This is a genomic window from Thermosynechococcus sp. PKX95 (assembly GCF_031583295.1).
GTDB lineage: Bacteria > Cyanobacteriota > Cyanobacteriia > Thermosynechococcales > Thermosynechococcaceae > Thermosynechococcus.
Window position 1 is genome coordinate 2,352,806 of sequence record NZ_CP134171.1, and the last position, 16,595, is coordinate 2,369,400.

General features: G+C 53.9%; 17 protein-coding genes. 10 read left to right on the top strand and 7 right to left on the bottom strand.

Annotated elements, in window-relative coordinates; all coding sequences use genetic code 11:
- Positions 1–2: 2 nt before the first annotated feature.
- From RHH81_RS11565 to speA, 3 genes are read right to left on the bottom strand one after another with little or no spacing between them, the layout of a single operon-like run.
- Positions 3–1,121 carry an S-layer homology domain-containing protein gene (locus RHH81_RS11565; RefSeq protein WP_310743078.1) on the bottom strand — a complete coding sequence of 373 codons (1,119 nt, stop codon included), beginning with the start codon at positions 1,119–1,121 and terminating at the stop codon, positions 3–5.
- Between the two features lie 49 nt (positions 1,122–1,170).
- Positions 1,171–1,557 (bottom strand): hypothetical protein, encoded by a 387-nt coding sequence (locus RHH81_RS11570; protein WP_302678360.1) that lies wholly within the window; start codon positions 1,555–1,557, stop codon positions 1,171–1,173.
- A gap of 8 nt (positions 1,558–1,565) precedes the next feature.
- Positions 1,566–3,479, bottom strand: a complete 1,914-nt coding sequence (speA, locus tag RHH81_RS11575) for a biosynthetic arginine decarboxylase (RefSeq protein ID WP_206201700.1) — start codon at positions 3,477–3,479, stop codon at positions 1,566–1,568.
- A gap of 156 nt (positions 3,480–3,635) precedes the next feature.
- Here speA and accC point away from each other — a divergent pair, with 156 nt between their 5' ends.
- The 6 genes from accC (at position 3,636) to RHH81_RS11605 (ending at position 8,525) form a co-directional block, all read left to right on the top strand.
- The gene (accC, locus tag RHH81_RS11580; protein WP_206200298.1) at positions 3,636–4,997 is read left to right on the top strand and encodes an acetyl-CoA carboxylase biotin carboxylase subunit; all 1,362 of its coding nucleotides are present in this window, start codon (positions 3,636–3,638) and stop codon (positions 4,995–4,997) included.
- Complete coding sequence (gene murG / locus RHH81_RS11585) at positions 4,997–6,067, top strand: undecaprenyldiphospho-muramoylpentapeptide beta-N-acetylglucosaminyltransferase (RefSeq protein ID WP_206200299.1); 1,071 nt, start codon at positions 4,997–4,999, stop codon at positions 6,065–6,067. The genes accC and murG overlap by 1 nt, the downstream gene beginning before the upstream one ends.
- A 10-nt stretch (positions 6,068–6,077) precedes the next feature.
- Positions 6,078–6,572 (top strand): low molecular weight protein-tyrosine-phosphatase, encoded by a 495-nt coding sequence (locus RHH81_RS11590; protein WP_310743079.1) that lies wholly within the window; start codon positions 6,078–6,080, stop codon positions 6,570–6,572.
- Positions 6,572–7,597 carry a phosphoribosylformylglycinamidine cyclo-ligase gene (gene purM / locus RHH81_RS11595; protein ID WP_310743080.1) on the top strand — a complete coding sequence of 342 codons (1,026 nt, stop codon included), beginning with the start codon at positions 6,572–6,574 and terminating at the stop codon, positions 7,595–7,597. Before RHH81_RS11590 ends, purM begins: the two co-directional genes overlap by 1 nt.
- A gap of 79 nt (positions 7,598–7,676) precedes the next feature.
- A complete protein-coding gene (locus RHH81_RS11600; RefSeq protein ID WP_302678363.1) occupies positions 7,677–8,333 on the top strand; it encodes a Uma2 family endonuclease in 657 nt (218 codons plus the stop codon).
- Between the two features lie 3 nt (positions 8,334–8,336).
- Positions 8,337–8,525, top strand: coding sequence for a nucleotidyltransferase substrate binding protein (locus tag RHH81_RS11605; RefSeq protein ID WP_302678364.1), 189 nt, complete (start codon positions 8,337–8,339; stop codon positions 8,523–8,525).
- 114 nt (positions 8,526–8,639) lie between these two features.
- On the opposite strand, the gene RHH81_RS11610 is transcribed toward RHH81_RS11605, so the two are convergent.
- Positions 8,640–9,707, bottom strand: coding sequence for an AI-2E family transporter (locus RHH81_RS11610; protein ID WP_310438563.1), 1,068 nt, complete (start codon positions 9,705–9,707; stop codon positions 8,640–8,642).
- Between the two features lie 175 nt (positions 9,708–9,882).
- Between RHH81_RS11610 and RHH81_RS11615 the strand changes: the two genes are divergently transcribed.
- Positions 9,883–10,563 carry an NnrU family protein gene (locus RHH81_RS11615; protein ID WP_399379003.1) on the top strand — a complete coding sequence of 227 codons (681 nt, stop codon included), beginning with the start codon at positions 9,883–9,885 and terminating at the stop codon, positions 10,561–10,563.
- 73 nt (positions 10,564–10,636) lie between these two features.
- Positions 10,637–12,523 (top strand): chloride channel protein, encoded by a 1,887-nt coding sequence (locus tag RHH81_RS11620; protein WP_310743082.1) that lies wholly within the window; start codon positions 10,637–10,639, stop codon positions 12,521–12,523.
- On the opposite strand, the gene cobA is transcribed toward RHH81_RS11620, so the two are convergent.
- The 3 genes from cobA to RHH81_RS11635 all read right to left on the bottom strand — a co-directional run bounded on the left by cobA (position 12,497) and on the right by RHH81_RS11635 (position 14,503).
- On the bottom strand, positions 12,497–13,264 hold the full coding sequence (gene cobA, locus RHH81_RS11625) for a uroporphyrinogen-III C-methyltransferase (protein WP_206200306.1): 768 nt from the start codon (positions 13,262–13,264) through the stop codon (positions 12,497–12,499). The two genes, RHH81_RS11620 and cobA, sit on opposite strands and share 27 nt — an antisense overlap.
- A 53-nt stretch (positions 13,265–13,317) precedes the next feature.
- Positions 13,318–13,959 (bottom strand): L-threonylcarbamoyladenylate synthase, encoded by a 642-nt coding sequence (locus tag RHH81_RS11630; protein WP_310743083.1) that lies wholly within the window; start codon positions 13,957–13,959, stop codon positions 13,318–13,320.
- A 103-nt stretch (positions 13,960–14,062) separates the two neighbouring features.
- The gene (locus tag RHH81_RS11635; protein WP_206200308.1) at positions 14,063–14,503 is read right to left on the bottom strand and encodes a DUF29 domain-containing protein; all 441 of its coding nucleotides are present in this window, start codon (positions 14,501–14,503) and stop codon (positions 14,063–14,065) included.
- Between the two features lie 139 nt (positions 14,504–14,642).
- Between RHH81_RS11635 and RHH81_RS11640 the strand changes: the two genes are divergently transcribed.
- Together RHH81_RS11640 and RHH81_RS11645 are read left to right on the top strand one after the other, a co-directional pair.
- A complete protein-coding gene (locus tag RHH81_RS11640; RefSeq protein WP_149819669.1) occupies positions 14,643–15,047 on the top strand; it encodes a hypothetical protein in 405 nt (134 codons plus the stop codon).
- 296 nt (positions 15,048–15,343) lie between these two features.
- A complete protein-coding gene (locus RHH81_RS11645) occupies positions 15,344–16,594 on the top strand; it encodes a hypothetical protein (protein WP_302678368.1) in 1,251 nt (416 codons plus the stop codon).
- Position 16,595 lies beyond the last annotated feature (1 nt).

Below are 16,595 nucleotides of genomic sequence, written 5' to 3' on the forward strand. Positions count from 1 at the left end.
TTCTAGGAGGCAGAGGGCGGTGCTTGCTTCACCATCGCTGCTGAGAGTCCCTCGGTCCCGTTGCCGATATACCACAGGGCTGCTGCGGCTTCGGCGTGGGTGACGGGTTTTTGGGGCTGGAGCAAGAGGGTTTCTCCCCAAACGCGGCGAATGTTTGAGAGATCCCCCGCGAGATAGTCAGCGGCCACGGCATTGATGGCGGGGGGAGCAATCCGTTGACTGTCCTTGAAGCCCCATGTTTGCTGAATGCGGTCAATCGTGCTGGGACTGAGCCGCCCCTGTTGATCGAGGGGCACTTTCCACTGCAACAGCGTTTCGCGAGTAAGGGGAGCATTGGGGCGAAAGAGGGTACTAGTATCGCCGGTGAGGGGGCTGGGCAAAAATCCTGCCATCGCCAGTCCCTGAATATAGGGAAAGTCGGGATGATCACGGGGCACATCTTGGAAAATGGGTGTGTCGTTGCGGCTGCCCAAGCGGATTTGGCGTGCGGGGCGATCGGCATAAAAGCGGTTGTAGGTGGTCACCAACCAACGCACAAACTGAGCACGACTGATGGGGGTATTGGGTTGCAGGCGATCGCCCGTGGTGCTGAGAACCCCCAGTTCTGCCAAGTCACGAATGGCCGGCTGTAGGGGGGCAGGGGCGTCCTCTAGATCAGCGAACGTTTGGGGGGAGGAATGGGTGGGCTGGGGAGACGGTGTGGCCGTGGTGCTATTGACGGGTGTGTAGGCCACGGTGAAGGTTGTCAGGTTATTTTCTGGCACCGTGTTGATGGTGACGCTCACTTCCAGTTCAGCACTGCGCCCCTTGAGGGTGATCGTATTGTCGGCTACCTGTTGCTCCACCAGTTGCCAGCCCGACTGTTGAAATTGTTGGCTATAGAATTGCTGGATGGCGATCGCCGGCGCGGGTGCTTGCCAGCGGGTTTCCGTCGTCTGGGGTGACCCCGCTTGGGGCTGATTGGCTACAAGCATCGCATTAGGAAACCGTAAATTCTCTGGTAGCGTTGTCGTCGGTTCTGGCGTGGGTGCCTTCCCTGCCCATTGATCAGCATTGGGGTCAGCAGCAAACCAACTTTGTAGCCCACTGCCCTCACAACTGCTGAGAAGCAGGGCACTCAAGAATAAGATCCATCCCAATTGGCGCGATCGCTTCAACGTTCTTCGACCCTCAGCTTGCTACCGTTTCACTCAGCACTGATTTCAACCGCCATAGAAGGAAAGTCTGCCCCAACTCTAGAGGCAGCGGTGTCACCCCCTCAATACAGGACTGTACCCAGCCCTCTCCCCACGACCATTCTTGCCAGCCCTCAATGGCCTGCCGCAGTACCAATACCAGTCGCTCTGCTGTGAGTAGTTCCACGCGATGTTCCAGTTTTAACCACAGGAATTCACTGGTGAAGGTATCCCCCACTTGCAGGCGATCGCCCGTCGTCTGAACCTGTAGGGGCCACAACCACTGCCGTAACTGTGCTGGCTGCGTCAAATACTCCCGCAGTTGGTCTGCGGTGGCCGGCACCTCAATGCGCAAATGGCTTGACTGAAATGTTCCCAGCATCGCTTTCCCTAAGAGGATAGATACGTGTAGCTGCGCAAACTCCGCTCATAGTTTTCTAGCAGGTGCTGCGCTTCTGCCAATGTAATTTGCTGTTCTGCCAGCGCTGCCTCAGTGCGACGGCGAATTTTTTCTAACAGGGCATCCCCTTGGTACTGCACATAACCGAGGACTTCTTGCATTGTATCGCCCCGCACTAGGTGCTCAATTTCATAACCCTTGGGAGTTAGACGGATATGGACGGCATTCGTATCCCCAAAAAGATTGTGGAGATTGCCCATGATTTCCTGATAGGCACCGTTGAGAAAGAGACCAAGGTAGTAGGGTTCCCTTGGGCGAAAGGGATGCAGTTCCAAGACCGATTTCACATCCCGCAGGTCAATAAATTGGTCAATTTTGCCGTCGCTGTCGCAGGTCAGATCTGCAAGGATGCCCCGTTCTGTGGGTTCTTCATCGAGGCGGTGGATTGGCATGATTGGAAACAGTTGATCGATCGCCCAGCTATCAGGCACCGACTGAAACACCGACAGATTGATGTAGTAAATCGAAGCCATGATTTTCTCAAGATCTTCGAGATCGTCGGGCACATATTCCTGCTGGCGAGCAATGCCGAGGATTTTGGCACAACAGGCCCAAAAGAGACTTTCTGCCCGTGCCCGCTCTGGCAAACTCAAGTAGCCAAAGTTAAAGAGACTGATGGCCTCCCCCTTGAATTGCAGGGCGTCGTTGTAGGCCTCTTGGTAGTTGTTCTCATCAATCGTTTGGTAGGTGTCGTAGAGGTTGCGGATAATCAGGTGCTCGTCCTCCGTGGCCGGTTCGGGGGTAATTTTGGGCACTTCACTGACCCCCAAGACATTGAAAATCAATACCGATTGATGGGAGGCAATGGCGCGGCCACTCTCACTGATGAGGATAGGATCGGGAATGCCTCGCTGCCGACAGGCGTCCTTAATGCCGGCCACGACATCACTGGCGTAGTTTTGCATGCTGTAGTTTTTCGAGGCATGGAAATTGGTTTTGGAGCCGTCGTAATCCACCCCTAAGCCACCGCCCACATCAAGGTATTGCATATTGGCACCGAGGCGCACCAGTTCACCATAAATTTGCCCCGCCTCACGAATCGCATCCTTAATGACGCTAATGGCAGAAATTTGCGAGCCAATGTGAAAGTGCAACAGTTGCAGGGAATTGAGCATCCCCGCTTCTCGCAGTTGTTCGACTGCCGTTAAAATCTCTGGCACGGTGAGACCAAACTTGGCGCGATCGCCCGCAGAAGTGCCCCAGCGCCCCACCCCTTGGGTACTGAGTTTTGCCCGCACGCCCACAATGGGTTCAATGCCCAAAGCCTGACTGACAGCAATCACTTCCGCGACTTCTTCGGGCTGTTCAAGGACAATGATCGGGGTGTGGCCAAGGCGACGCGCCAGAATAGCCGTTTCAATGTAGCCGCGATCCTTATAGCCATTGCAGATTAGCAGTGCCCCCGGTGTATTGAGCATGGCCAAGGCAATCAGCAATTCCGGTTTTGATCCTGCCTCTAGGCCAAACTGATGGGACTGGCCAAAGCGCACGAGGGCTTCAATGATGTGGCGTTGTTGATTGCACTTAACGGGAAAGACCCCCTTGTAGGCTCCCTGATAGCCATAGCGGGCAATGGCGCGGGCAAAGCAAGCATTCAGTCGCTCAATGCGATCCTCAAGGATATCGGAAAACCGCAGTAGCAGGGGGAGGCCAATGTTGCGCTGTTGGAGCGCCTGCACCAATTCATAGAGATCCAATGACCCACCGCGATCGCCCTTGGGAGAAACGGTGACATGACCCGCCGCATTAATCCCAAAGTAGGGTTCGCCCCAGCCCTGAATGCGGTAGAGCTGCTCGCTGTCCTCAATTGTCCAATTACTGGTTTTCGTAACGGTCAAGGCCATCGTGGGTGACACAGCAGCCATAGTGCGCTCCCAAATAAAACCCTGCTGATCCTAACTTGTTTTTGCCAGTGGCACCAATGCAATTGCCGTCGCCTTTTCGGAAGCGTTCGGCTGGCATGGTAGCATTAGGGATCGCTTCCCCTACCGTTGACCGCCATGGCCTTTACGAAAATTTTGATTGCCAATCGTGGCGAAATTGCACTGCGGATTCTGCGTACCTGTGAGGAATTGGGCATTGCAACGGTTGCCGTCTATTCCACCGTAGATCGCCATGCCCTGCATGTGCAATTGGCCGATGAGGCGGTGTGCATTGGCGAAGCCCCCAGTAGCCGCAGCTATCTCAATATTCCCAACATTATTGCTGCTGCCCTCACCCGCCATGTCTCGGCGATTCACCCGGGCTATGGCTTTTTGGCGGAAAATGCCCGCTTTGCCGAGATCTGCGCCGACCACAAAATTACCTTTATTGGGCCGAGTCCCGCTGCCATGCGTGCTATGGGGGATAAATCCACCGCCAAAGCGACGATGCAACAGGTGGGGGTGCCGACAATTCCCGGCAGTGATGGACTGGTGCAAGATGAGGAAACTGCTCGGGCGATCGCCCGCAAAATTGGCTATCCCCTGATGATTAAAGCCACGGCTGGGGGGGGTGGCCGGGGGATGCGCTTGGTGCGCTCTGCTGAAGATTTAGGACGGGCCCTCAGTGCCGCCCAAGGGGAAGCGGAAGCCGCCTTTGGCAATGCCGGCGTCTATCTGGAGCGATTTATTGAAAATCCCCGCCACATTGAGTTCCAGATTCTGGCGGATAGCTATGGCAATGTCATTCACCTTGGGGAGCGCGATTGCTCTGTACAGCGGCGTCATCAAAAGCTCCTTGAGGAAGCGCCTAGCCCTGCCCTCACCCCCGAACTGCGTGCCAAGATGGGAGCTGCTGCTGTCACTGCCGCTAAAGCCATTAACTACGTCGGTGCCGGCACCATTGAATTTCTCCTCGACGGCCAAGACAACTTTTACTTCATGGAAATGAATACTCGCATTCAGGTGGAGCACACCGTCACAGAAATGATTACGGGGCTGGATCTGATTGCGGAGCAAATTCGCATTGCCCAAGGGGAACCCCTCAGCTTGACCCAAGAACAGGTGCTGTTGCGGGGACATGCCATTGAATGCCGCATCAATGCCGAGGATCCGGAGCGCAATTTCCGTCCCCATCCCGGTCGTATTAGTGGTTACTTGCCCCCCGGTGGCCCTGGGGTGCGCATGGACTCCCATGTTTATACCGACTATGAAATCCCCCCTTACTATGATTCGCTGATCGGTAAATTGGTGGTGTGGGGGAGCGATCGCCCCGCTGCCATTGCCCGCATGAAGCGTGCCCTAAGAGAATGTGCGATTATGGGGGTGCCGACCACCATTCCCTTTCATCAGCAGGTGATGGACACGCCAGAGTTTCGCAGCGGTATTGTCTATACCAACTTTGTCGATAAGCTCATGACCACATTGGGCTGGAATGTTTAATGCTTGGGCCAAAGAAACTACTGATTGCAGCGAGTGGTACTGGCGGGCATCTCTTTCCCGCACTAGCAGTAGCAGAAGAGTTACCTGAATATAACATCCATTGGTTGGGGGTGCGCGATCGCCTTGAACAGAAATTAATTCCGCCCCATTACCCCCTGCATACGATCAACTTCGCTGGTGTCCAAGGCAAGACCCCTTGGGCAAGGCTGCGCCCCCTCTGGCAATTTTGGGGAGCTTTTTGGCAAACGCGCCAGTTGTTAAAACAGGGACACTTCCAAGGGGTGTTTACCACCGGTGGCTACATTGCAGCGCCAGCTATTTTAGCAGCTCGCAGTTTGGGGCGTGTCGCCCTGCTCCATGAATCCAACGCCCTACCGGGCAAAGTCACCCGCTGGCTGGCGCCTTGGTGTACGCTGGTTGCCTTGGGTACTCCCGCGAGTTTAGCCTACCTCAAATCCAAACGGCTGAACCTACGGGTCACGGGCACCCCGGTGCGTCCCGATATTCTCCATCCCGGCGACTTGGAGTTGCCGATTCCCAAGGAGGTACCCCTGATTCTAGTGATGGGGGGGAGTCAAGGGGCAGTGGCCATCAATCGCCTTGTACGGGAAACGGTTCACCGCTGGCTCGAGGCGGGGGCTTGGGTGGTGCATCTCACGGGCAACAATGATCCCGATGCCCAAAGTGTTCAGCATCCCCACTATCTCGTCTTTCCCTTCTTTGAACCCATGGGATCCCTGCTGCACCGCGCGGATATCGTCATTAGTCGAGCTGGCGCCAGTGCCTTGGCGGAACTAACCCTCACAGGAACCCCAGCGCTGTTGATTCCCTATCCCTATGCGGCTGAAGATCACCAAACGGTGAATGCTGAAGTGCTGGTGAGTGCCGGCGCTGCTGAAATGATCCCGCAGTCGGCATTGACGGGCGATCGCCTCGGGCAGATCATTTTAGAATGGCTAGGGCAGCCGCAAAAATTACAAGCCATGGCCGAGAATGCCCGCCAATTGGCGATGCCCAACAGCAGTCAGCAGGTCGCTGATCTCATCCGTACGTTGATTCCCGCCCCCTAGGAAATGTCCTATGCCCATCCGTCTTCTTTTTGTTTGTCTTGGTAATATCTGTCGCTCCCCTGCCGCCGAAGGGATCATGCAAGATCTGATCAAAAAGGCAGGTTTAGAGTATGAGATTCAGTGTGACTCTGCCGGCACCAGCAACTTTCACGTTGGCGATCCACCGGATGCCCGCATGGTAATGACGGCACGGCAACGGGGACTGCACTTGACCCATCGAGCACGCCAATTTCATGCCGCCGACCTTGAGGAATTTGATCTGATTTTGGCGATGGATCGGGAAAACTACTATGATATCTTGCGCCTTGACCCCGAAGGGAAATACCGCGATAAAGTGCGGTTAATGTGTGATTTTTGCCGTCACCACGACGCGAGGGAAGTGCCCGACCCCTACTACGGTGGCCGTCAGGGGTTTGAGAAGGTGTTGGATCTGCTCACCGATGCCTGTGAAGGCCTCCTAGAGTATCTCAAGGCTCACTACCCCCAACTACAGGAGCAGCATTGATGGACTACCGCAGTGCCGGTGTAGATGTGGCCGCTGGCCGTGCCTTTGTCGAGCAGATTCGCCCCTTGGTGCAGCGCACCCAACGACCGGAAGTAGTGGGACGACTGGGAGGCTTTGCTGGGCTATGTCAAATTCCCAAGGGCTATCGTCAACCCCTTTTGGTGTCGGGAACTGATGGAGTGGGCACGAAGCTAAAACTGGCTCAAGCCCTCGATCGCCACGATACGGTTGGCATTGATCTGGTGGCCATGTGCGTCAACGATGTCCTCACCTGTGGTGCTGAGCCGCTCTTTTTCTTGGACTACATTGCCTGTGGTCGTCTGGCGCCAGAGATGATGACCGCTGTGGTGGCGGGTATTGCCCAAGGGTGTGAAGCGGCGGGTTGTGCCCTCTTGGGGGGGGAGACAGCGGAAATGCCGGGATTCTATGCCGAAGGGGTCTATGACCTTGCGGGGTTCTGTGTTGGTGTCGTTGAGCAGGATCAGGTGCTGGATGGCACGCAGGTGCAGGTGGGGGATGTGGTCTTGGGATTGGCCAGTTCTGGGCTGCACAGCAATGGCTTTAGTTTGTTGCGTAAAATTGTTAGCGATCGCCAGCTCAGTTGGCAGGATACCCCCCTTGGCTCCACCCCCCTTGGCGAGCTGTGCTTAGAACCGACGCGCCTCTATGTCCAACCCATTCGTGCTGCTTTGGCGCAAGGGATTCCCATCCACGGCATGGCTCACATCACCGGCGGTGGTCTGCCGGAAAATTTGCCCCGCTGCTTGGGTCAAGGGCAATCCGCACAACTGGATCCTCAGGCTTGGCCAATTCCGCCACTCTTCCACTGGCTAGGGGAAATGGGAGGGGTCAGTTTGGGCGAACTTTTCAACACTTTCAATATGGGGATTGGGTACACCGTGGTTTTACCGCCGTCAGCGGTTGCAGCGGCGCAGGCCTGCTTTGCCGAGTGGGGGGTTGAGAGTTGGCCAATTGGCACCGTTGTTGCGGGCACCAGTGAGGTACTGGGATTACCTCCTGCTTAGTTGATGCGCATGTACCATTCACCATTTCGCTGACGCCTAGAATAAAGGTGCTGGCTGCTATCACGGACGGTTGCGAAAAATGACGGCTCCTCTCCTCACCCTTGAAAGTGGCGATCGCCTGACCCGCGAGGAATTTGAATACCGCTATGAGCACTCTCCCCACATCAAAAAAGCGGAACTCATCAATGGAGTCGTGTTTGTGGCCTCCCCAATTAGAGTAAGAAAGCACGCTCAACCTCACGGACACATGGTTGTGTGGCTGGGTACCTATGCGACACTGATGCCCAGTTTGATGATGTGTGACAATGCTACTGTACGGCTGGATGACAGCAATGAAGTGCAACCTGATGTGCTATTGCGCCTCGAAGAATCGGCGGGGGGACAATCACGCATTAGTGCCGATGACTACATCGAAGGGGCACCGGAGTTAGTGATTGAAATTGCCTCTAGCAGTGCCGCCTACGATCTCCACGACAAGAAAGACCTCTATTGCCGTTTTGGCGTCAAGGAATATCTGGTGTGGGTGGTCTCAGAACAGGCCTTCTACTGGTATCACCGCGAGCAGGGGAGCTACGTTCAGCAACAGCCCGATCGCGAGGGAGTGCTGCGTAGTCAGGAATTTGCCGGCCTCTGGCTGAACTTGCCGGCCCTTTTACAAGGGGATATGAAAAAGGTGATGCTCACATTGCAACAGGGGTTGTCAACAAGAAGTGATCACCCCCTCAGTGAAGGATAGATCATGGAACGCTGGCAGTGGCGACTCAAGAGTTATAAAAAAGCGTTTCAGAGGCTTCAGGAAGGGGTGGAACTGTGCCGTACTCGCCCCTTGAGCAATATAGAAAAGCAGGGAGTGATTCAAGGATTTGAGTACACGTTTGAACTGGCGTGGAACTTGCTCAGGGACTATAGCTATTCCAATCAAGAATGAGATATTATCCAGCACAATAACTGTGAATGCGTCAGGACACCTTTGTAAAGGTCAGCGTCAAGGCAAAACGTTTGAGAGCAGGATGGGACGATGACTATCTCGCTCATCTCCTTGCTACTGCCTGAGTATGCGTTTGCCCTGCGAGGATTTCGGATCAGCCTCACTGCTTGCCTGTAAGGCTTTGAGATCTAGCAAACTGACGATCGTCCCCGTCATCGGAATGGCAAGGAAAATACCGACAATTCCTGCGACTGTTGCCCCTACTAGGAGGGAAAAAAATAAAACCACTGGATTCAGGTTGACGGTGTTGCGCATGACACGGGGCATGAGAATATTTTCTTCCACCTGTTGCAGCAGAATACAGCTAATCAGCACTTGTACACTCAGGGCAATACTCTTGGGCAGCAGGATCAAGCAGATGAGGGAAATGCCCATCGTTGAGCCAATCCCTGGAATGAGATCCAAGCCACCGGCGATCGCCCCAAGGGCAAGGGCATAGGGGGCACGTAACACCAGCAAGACAAGGAATGTGGCGGTACCAAAGAAGAGAGAGAGAAGCAAACGGCCACTAAAGAAGCCCAAAAAGTTCCGCTCTAAGGCTTGGGGCACGCGATCGCGCCACGGATCAGGCAAAAAACTCAGTAGGTACTGCCATAGCCGCTCCCCCTCCAGCAGCATAAAGAAGGTAATCACAGCCAGAATAATGCCGCTGAGCAACAGCGCAAAGACAGACTGCAACTTGCCAAAACCAAACTGCAGACCCGCAAGGGCAAAGTTGCGTAATTCTGACTCCAGTTGCTGGAAATTGATGTCTAGATTCCATCGCGCCAGAAACTGCTGCATCCTCTCAAGGGAGTCAATCCACAGATCAATTTGGCTGGGCAAATTGGTGATCAAGTCCTGCAACTGGCCAATGATCGCCAACCCAAGGGTAATCCCCAAGCCGATTAGAATTGCCAATGTCCCGAGAAACACAATGGTAACCGCCAAACCATGGGGCAAGTAACGCTTGAGCCAGCCCACGGGATAGTTGAGTAAAAACGCCAGAATGGCTGCAAAAAGAAACATCAGTAAGACGTAGGCAAAGTAGTGCAAAAGTTGCACGCCAATCCAGCCAAGAGCAAAGAGCAGCAGCAGGCGCAGTAGACGGTGGTTTTCGAGGCGATCGAGCCAATTGAACATAGATTGATGTCAGATGCCCTCAACGCCTTGACTATAGCTCATAGGCTGCGTTTTGCGGCTCAGTTACATTACTTTACAAAGCGTCTGACCCTTTGGGATCATGGGATGGGGTTTTAATCGTACGGAGTAGATCGGCGTGGATCAGCACAGTTGGCAAACCAGTTCGCAGTGGATCATGGTGGGGTTATTGCTCTTGTTTGCGATCGCCCACAGTGGATTGGCAAGCTTACGTCCTTGGGCAGAAAAGCGCGTCGGTGCCCGCCTTTATCGCATTTTTTTTGCCTTAGTGAGTCTACCCTTAGCGACAATCTTGATTCTCTACTTTTTGGCCCATCGCTACGATGGCGTGCAACTGTGGCAACTCCAAGGGGTACCGGGGATGGGGGCGCTCGTGTGGGGGCTATCGGCGATCTCGTTTCTCTTTCTTTATCCGGCCACATTTAACTTGCTAGAGATTGCCGCTGTACAAAAGCCAGAAGTGCACCTCTACGAAACGGGCATTATTCGCATTACCCGCCACCCGCAGTTATGGGGACAGGTGATCTGGTGTGTGGCGCATACGCTGTGGTTGGGCACGTCCTTTACACTGCTGACCTCCCTTGGGCTGATTGCCCATCACTGCTTTGGAGTTTGGCATGGCGATCGCCGCTGGTACGCACGGCATGGAGAAGCGTTTACTGCCCTGAAAGCCCGCACCTCAATCATTCCCTTCAAAGCCATTTGGCAGGGCAAGCAACAACTGATGTGGCAAGAATTTTTGCGCCCCGCCTATGGGGGAGTAGCCATCTTTGTCGGTTTGCTGTGGTGGCTACATCCTTACTTTTATCATGTCACGCCGCAAATTTTGCCCTTTTAGCTTCTCCATTGGAAATTCCGCATAATTGAAGATGGAGCTATTTTAAGCAACTTTTTCTCACCGCTTTGCAACAGTGTCCTCCCCATCCTCCCCTCCTTCTCTGACTGCTGAATCTCGCCTCACTCGACTTTTCAATCAATTACAACCGCCCCCGGAAACCGTCGTACTGGTCTTGGCAGTACTCATTGGCGGCAGTGCCGGGCTAAGTGTGCTGCTGTTTCGTTACCTGATTGAGACAATTCATCACATGGCCCTTGAAGACTTGATGGGGCTTATTGGTCGATGGGGCGCTTGGACACTGGCCTGTGTTCCGGCCTTGGGGGGCTTGCTGGTGGGGATCATCCGCTGGTTTGTCCAAGAGTTTAGTCCCAACCTGATGTCATTGATGGGTGCTGTAGAAGCAGGCAAGGAAATTCCCTTCATTCGCCCCATTGCCAAAACCCTTGCGGCGGCGATTTCCCTTGGTACAGGTGCGTCCCTTGGTCCAGAAGGCCCCAGTGTGGAAGTGGGTGCCAACATCGGCATTCTCTTGGGTCAAGCGCTGAAGGTTTCCCGAGAACGGCAAAAGTTGCTCCTCGGTGCAGGGGCGGCGGCAGGGTTGGCAGCAGGCTTCAATGCCCCGATCGCTGGCGTGTTCTTTGCCCTAGAGGTGGTATTGGGCACCACGTTTGAAACAACGGCTGTGAGTGTGGTGCTTTTGGCTGCTGTGATTTCTGCCCTGATTACCCAAATTGGCTTGGGGGCACAACCCGCCTTTGATTTGCCCACCTATGAGGTGCGCAGTTCCCTTGAGTTGCCCTTGTATTTGGGCTTAGGACTGTTGGCCTACGGCGTTGCCATTGTCTATACCCAGTTACTTCAGTGGCTCCCCCAAGTCTTTCAGGGGAAGATTCCACCCATGCAGTTTTTAGGTCGTATTCCCCTAGCGCTGCGTCCCCTAGTGGGTGGCCTCTGCGTTGGCCTTGTGGCTCTGCATTTACCGCAAGTGCTGGGCATTGGCTATGAAACGGTGGAAGCAATTCTCAGGGACGTGAACCTCTCCCTTGGTTTGTTGTTGGTATTGCTGCTAGCCAAAATGGTACTGACAGCAGTGAGTCTTGGCAGTGGCTTGGTGGGGGGCATCTTTGCACCAGCCCTATTTCTGGGGGCTTCTCTAGGAGCTGCCTACGGTAAGGTGTTGCCGATCCTGCTACCCATGTTTGCCAACAGTATTGCTGCACCAGCAGCCTATGCCACAGTGGGAATGGCAACTGTCCTCGCGGCAAGTGTCAATGCTCCCTTAACAGCTATTTTGCTGCTGTTTGAAATGACGCGGGACTACCGCATTATTTTGCCCTTGATGGCAGCGGTGGGCTTAAGTGTCTGGTTGGTGAATAGTTTGAGTGTTCAAAAACGGGGCGAACTGCCCGCATTGGCACCCAGCGCTCAGACCCAGAAGGAGGAGCAGGAGGAAAGTCCCCCCAATCTTTCTGTGGCGGAAGCCATGCAAGCGGAGGTGCTGTTTCTGAGCGAAGCAATGCCTGTGGTTGAAGCTGGCTTACAACTAATCGAAAAAAAAGCCTACTGCGCCTTTGTGACCGATAATCAGCAGGACTTGATGGGGTTGATCACCCTTGGGGATATTAATCGGGTGCTGACCCGTTGGGAAACTGATCAGGAAACAACGGCCTATCAAACGCAAACGGTGGGGAGTGTCTGTACGCGGGAGCTATTGCTTGCCTACGGTGATGAACCCCTGAAGGACGCCCTCGATCGCATGGGGGCGCGGGATTTGAGGCAGTTACCCGTGGTGGATCGCAACAATCCGCAACGGGTTTTGGGACTGCTCACCAGAGAGAATATCCGCCTTGCCTATTCTCTGGATCAAACGCGACGTAAGCTTTTGCCCTATTTGGAGCAGGCGATGCTGTCGCTGCCCCTAGAACCCGCTGTTTCAGATCTGGTGGAGACCTCCCATTAGCTGGCAGCGCAGGTGAATGACCTCACCAATCACAATCAAGACAGGCGTTTGAATCTGTGCCTCGTCATAGGTGGCGATCGCTCGCTCTAGGGTTGTCACCACCACCCGTTGCTGCGGTGTTGTCCCTGATTCAATAAAGGCCAAGGGCGTCTGGGGCGATCGCCCCCCTGCCAGGAGTTGCGGCACAATTTCCCGCAGATGATGGAGTCCCATGTAAATCACAATCGTATCCACCGCCGTAGCCAGAGCCGACCAATTTACACGCGGTTGATAGCGACCAGCAGCCTCATGGCCCGTGACAAAAACCACCGAAGAACTAAAATCCCGATGGGTGAGGGGAATGTGCGCATAGGCAGGTGCAGCCACCCCACTGGTGACCCCCGGCACCACTTCGACAGTAATGCCAGCCTCGACAAGGGCAAGACACTCTTCACCCCCTCGGCCAAAGACAAAGGGATCACCCCCCTTGAGGCGCACAATCACCGCATGGCGCTGAGCCAAGTCAATCAACAGGCGGCAAATCTCCGCTTGGGAGAGGGTATGGTTGCCCCGCCGCTTGCCCACATGAATTTTTTCCGCTTCGGGGTTGATCAAGTTAAGAATTTCGGGGCTAATCAGCGCATCGTAGAGCACCACATCCGCCCACTCCAGTAGCGTCTTGGCACGCACCGTCAGTAGCCCCACATCGCCGGGACCTGCGCCCACTAAATATACTTTGCCAATTAATTGCGATGAACTCATTCTTGAATCAAACCTTGTATAACGGTTTCTATCTGCTGAAAAGCTGGAGTGGCTCACTCAACAGTCACCAGTTCTGCTGGCAGCGCTTCCCACCCTTGTCCCTTGCGTACCAGTAGCGGGGGGTCAACGGTGAGATCAAGGATACTCGACATTTGCTGTCCGGGGGGTTCGCCGGTATCAATCATTAAATCCACCCGTTTGTCAAAGGCATCGAAGAGATCTGCGGTATTCACGTAATACGTCTCGTCGTCGGGCAGTCGTGCTGAGGTGGAAATAATCGGATTCCCCAAGGCGGTCAATAGCGCTTGGCTCACAACGTGGTCAGGTACGCGAATCCCTGTGGTTTTGCGTTTGGGATTTTGGACAAGGCGGGGCACCAGTTTGGTAGCGGGGAGCAAAAAGGTGTAGGGGCCTGGGATCAGGCGACGCATGAGGCGATAAGCAGCATCGCTGACATAGGCATACTGGGCAATGTTGGAGAGGGAAGAGCACAAAAAAGTGACGGGTTTATCGTTGGAGAGTTGCTTGAGTTGGCGTACCCGTTGCACCGCTCCTTTGTGGTTCATGTCGCAGCCAATGGCATAGACGGTATCCGTGGGGTAGAGCATGACTGCCCCTTCCTTGAGAGCCTCAACAATTTGGGCGATCGTGCGGGGCTGGGGGTTAACCGGATGAAGCTCAAAAATCGCTGCCATTCAAAGATCCGCAAGGGCACTGCCGCTATAACGTAGTTTTAGTTTAACGGCAATAGCACGGGCGAATGCACCTCATCTAATGCACCTCATCTAGTGTTTTGAGCTAAGTGTCCGTTTCGGGGAGCCAATTCTGGGTCAAAACCCTCTCTAGGGGATAAGGGCAGGTTTCAGGAAAGGTGCTCAGCGGTAAACCCGTTTGCTCTGCTGCTTGGCGGCGAGCGCGTTCATAGTTTATGGCAAGTTGGCTGGCCGGATAATCCCGCAAGCTCGGACTATCAGCTATGGTCAGCTCAATTTGAGTGCGGGCATCCGTGATCGAATCCAACCAACTATCGGATCGGCGCTGGGGTTGATATTGCCACTTTAAGAGGTGTAGCAGCAGACGAGTTAACTGGCTATTGATGGCGCGCCGTTCACTTTTGCCCAAGTCCTCTACCTCAGCAATGAGATGGGGCAGATCCAACTCTTGCCATCGTCCTTCTCGCAATAATGCCACTGTTTCTGCAATCCACGCACTGTAATCTTGGTCGTACTGCTGCTTCATTGTTCCTAGATAAGGCGTGCCAGCATGATTCTTAGATGCAATTTTCAGAATAGCGGAACTACAAGACGGTACTCGCGGTCTTTAGCTCTAGCACTATGTGGAGTACAGTACACTAGATTCGGTTAGTGGATGGTTCTCAATGAAAAACTCCTTGCGCTATCTCCTGTTTGGCTTGGGTGTGGGGCTGGCGATCGCCCTTGTGCCCCGTTTACCTGTTTTGCACTCTCCCGATATGGTCATGGCGCAGGGAACCAGTCAGACCATTTCCCCCCAAGGGCTGGCGAACCACCTCAAGAAAATCAATGCCAAGATGTACGGTGCCTACTGGTGTCCCGCTTGCATGAAGCAAAAAGAACTCTTTGGCAGCGCTTTCAAAAGTATCAACTATATTGAGTGCGATGCCCGCGGTACCAATGGCCAGCCAGAACTGTGCAAGCAGGCCAATATCCGTGCCTACCCCACATGGGAAATCAACGGTAAACGCTATGAGGGGGTCTATCCCCTAGAGGGTCTAGCTCAGCTTTCGGGGTATCAGGGGCGCTAATGCTCGCGAAGCCTAAAAACTCTTTATGAGGAGAGAACTTGGCACCAATTTTTATCGTCGGTTGTCAATTGATTGTCTTGTTGTTTATCATCAAAAAGTAGTAGGGCGTTTGCGCTAGTCAGCGATCAAAGGTACCTAAGTCATTCTTGTGATTAGGATCACGGGAAAAACGTGCTTTCGATCACCAGTTAACGATATGTTGCCTTCTATGATGCAGGTATGTTAGACCCTCTCAATTGTGCCCCTGAATTCCAGCACGGTCGGTAGCGGCGTGGCTTAGGAGCGCATTATCCCCTATGAATACTTGGATAAAGACAAACGACTACCAACTGATTTATGAACACTTGCTGGAATGCGTGCAGCACGAGAGTCCACAGCAAGTCATTGAGCGGTTTCGTGCCCTTTTTCTCATGGGCTATACCTATCCCGATCGCCAGATTCAAGAAGTGATGGATCGGATTGTGACGGGGGCACGGGTGGCAGATAATTTTCGTCCCTTTATGAACCGCTGCTGCCACATTTTGATTAACCGCTGGCAGTCGCGTCCTTTGCTCCAAGGGGCAGTTCCCGAATTTCTGGCTATGCTGCAAACGCCTGTGGCGATGCCGGCGGGGGGTCTGAGCCGGGCACCGATTGTGCGTAAGCTGCGGCTGCTCCTCAAGGATTATTTAGAGAGTGAAGCCTTTCAGAAGCTCCAGCGCATGGTGCAATTTCTGCAAGAAGATGCCCAAGACGTTTCACAGATTCAGCAAAATAGCGATCGCCCCCTTGCCACCTTAATTCGCCGCTATCCCTATCTCTATAACCACTGCTTGGTGGGCGATGACACGACACCCGAAGACCTGCGCTACATTCAAGACTTTCAGCAAAAGGCCACTCAGCAGTTTGAAATGAACCTGAGTCAATACCTCACGAGTGAGTTTCGCCGTGCTCAGGGGCATAACAATATCCCACTGGTGAAAAATCCCACGTTGCTCTCTGCTGAGGAAGTCAGAACCTCGATTCAACATTTTGTCGGTAAGGTGGATGGCCGCCACACCTATCGCGACTTGGCCAGTCAATTTGGACAGCGGCTGCAACGCCTGAAATCCACCCGCGACTTTCGGGATGCCTTCTTCCACTACTTGACGGACACCACAGCGGATGTGGGGCGGGGTCGCTTTCGCCAGCGCTTTTACCAGTATTTGGAAACGCTGCCCCTCTTTCAGCAGCCACAACCTCTGAATGAATTTACGATTGTGCGCACCTGTAGCCAGACCCTCAACTACTTAGTGGTGGATAGCGCCCAAAATCCTAACCATCTGGTTTTTGTTGACTTGCTCAATACCATCGGCACGGCGGCAACGATTGGCTTATTGCTCAAGGTTGTGCTCCTCAGCAAGAAAGTAAAACCCTACCTTGAAAAACGCTTTGCGATCCTGTTTAACCACTATCAGTCCTTTAGTCGCGGCAAGGTACGCTGGCTGGTGAATTGCCTAGAGCATTTTAATATCGCCCATGTCACCCACTTTGGTAAGTTGGATTTTTCCTTCTTTGCCCGCTGGTAGG